The sequence below is a fragment of the Paenibacillus sp. 01T422 genome (genome assembly GCF_056398785.1).
The window spans coordinates 1-1,714 of the sequence record NZ_JBFTQB010001135.1; the positions used below are offsets into that span (position 1 = coordinate 1).

The window sequence follows — 1,714 nt, forward strand, 5'->3', positions numbered from 1 at the left end:
ATCACAGCTAGCCTACTACGATTATCTGATCGAGGCTCCGAATTGGACGAGTGACGGTAACCGACTCATTTATAATAGCTTGGGAAGCCTCTATTCCTTTGATATCTTGGAAAGTGAAAGCACACTTATCGATTCGGGGTACGTTGATCACTGTAATAACGATCACGTGCTATCGCCCGATCAAACGCATATTGCGGTAAGTCATCACACGCAGGAAGACGGTCAGTCTCGTATTTATATCGTCCCACTCGAGGAGGGGCATCCGGTTCTCGTTACCCCAATGGCGCCGAGTTATCTGCACGGCTGGTCACCAGATGGCAGCGAGCTAGCCTACTGCGCAGAACGGAATGGCCAATATGATATTTATACAATTCCAGCAGCCGGTGGTGTAGAAAGACAGCTGACCGATAGTCCTAGTCTGAATGATGGCCCTGAATATTCGCCGGATGGCAAGCATATCTGGTTTAATTCCGTGCGATCGGGGCTGATGCAGGTATGGCGCATGAACGTAGATGGCAGTGAGCAGACGCAGATGACGTTTGATGAAAGTAACAACTGGTTCCCGCATGTGTCTCCTGACGGTGAGCTTGTTGCGTATATTACTTACAAAAAAGGTGATGTTGAACCCGGCGATCATCCCCCGAACAAGTATGTGGAAATACGGTTGATGCCAAGTGGTGGTGGCGAAGCTAGAACACTGGTTAAACTGTTTGGCGGTCAAGGCACGATTAACGTAAATTCATGGTCTCCAGACAGCAGCAAGCTGGCTTTTGTCAGCTACTCCTTAATTACACCTTGATTTTATACAATCATAATTCAATCTACGGTAGGCATAACTACGGCTGGTCAGACGTTATTCGTCGACAGCCGTAGTTTACTATATACAATGGACAATAATACGAATGAAAACCTGTTAAGCTTGAATATACATGTAAAAACTTATTTCCGAATGACAACGAATAAACTTTTTTGGGTGTGTAAATGAGGCTGGAAAATAAATGTTGAAGCATTTGAAATCCTGTAGTAATATCAAATTAAGCGCTTAACCTTATCGGGGATTAAGTGCTTAAATCAAGAGAGATTAAGCGCTTAATCCCTCGGGATAGCAAAGGAGATTGAGATACCCATGAGCACAATCCGCTTAACGATGGCGCAGGCCTTGCTTCGATTCTTGGACAATCAATACATATCGGTTGATGGTACCCAGCGAAAGTTTGTTGAAGGTGTTTTCGGTATTTTTGGACATGGCAACGTGACGGGCATTGGTGAAGCTCTGGAACGAAGCGCAGGCAGTCTCACCTACAGGCAAGGTAAAAATGAACAAGGCATGGTGCATTCTGCAATCGCTTTCGCGAAACAGCGGAATCGGCAGCAAATTTATGCCTGCACGAGCTCGATCGGCCCGGGGGCATTGAATATGGTTACGGCTGCAGCGACAGCGACGGTTAACCGCATTCCAGTGCTGCTGCTGCCAGGAGACAATTTCGCCTCCAGACAACCAGACCCCGTGCTGCAGCAATTAGAATCTATTCAGGATTACACGATATCGGCTACGGATGCTTTTAAAAGGGTAAGCAAGTACTGGGACCGAATCGTTAGACCGGAACAACTGATGACAGCTGCCGTTCAGGCTATCCGTGTATTGACGGATCCGGCTGAGACCGGAGCAGTAACTTTAGCTCTGCCGCAGGATGTTCAGGCAGAAGCCTACGAT

2 protein-coding genes are annotated in these 1,714 nt (G+C 47.1%); both read left to right on the forward strand.

Annotated elements, in window-relative coordinates; translation table 11 throughout:
* Positions 1-799, forward strand: a 799-nt coding sequence (locus AC1DUA_RS36465; protein WP_477504379.1) for a TolB family protein, incomplete at its 5' end; no start/stop codon positions are given.
* A 327-nt stretch (positions 800-1,126) separates the two neighbouring features.
* A partial coding sequence (locus AC1DUA_RS36470) for a thiamine pyrophosphate-binding protein (RefSeq protein WP_477504380.1) occupies positions 1,127-1,714 on the forward strand: 588 nt, incomplete at its 3' end.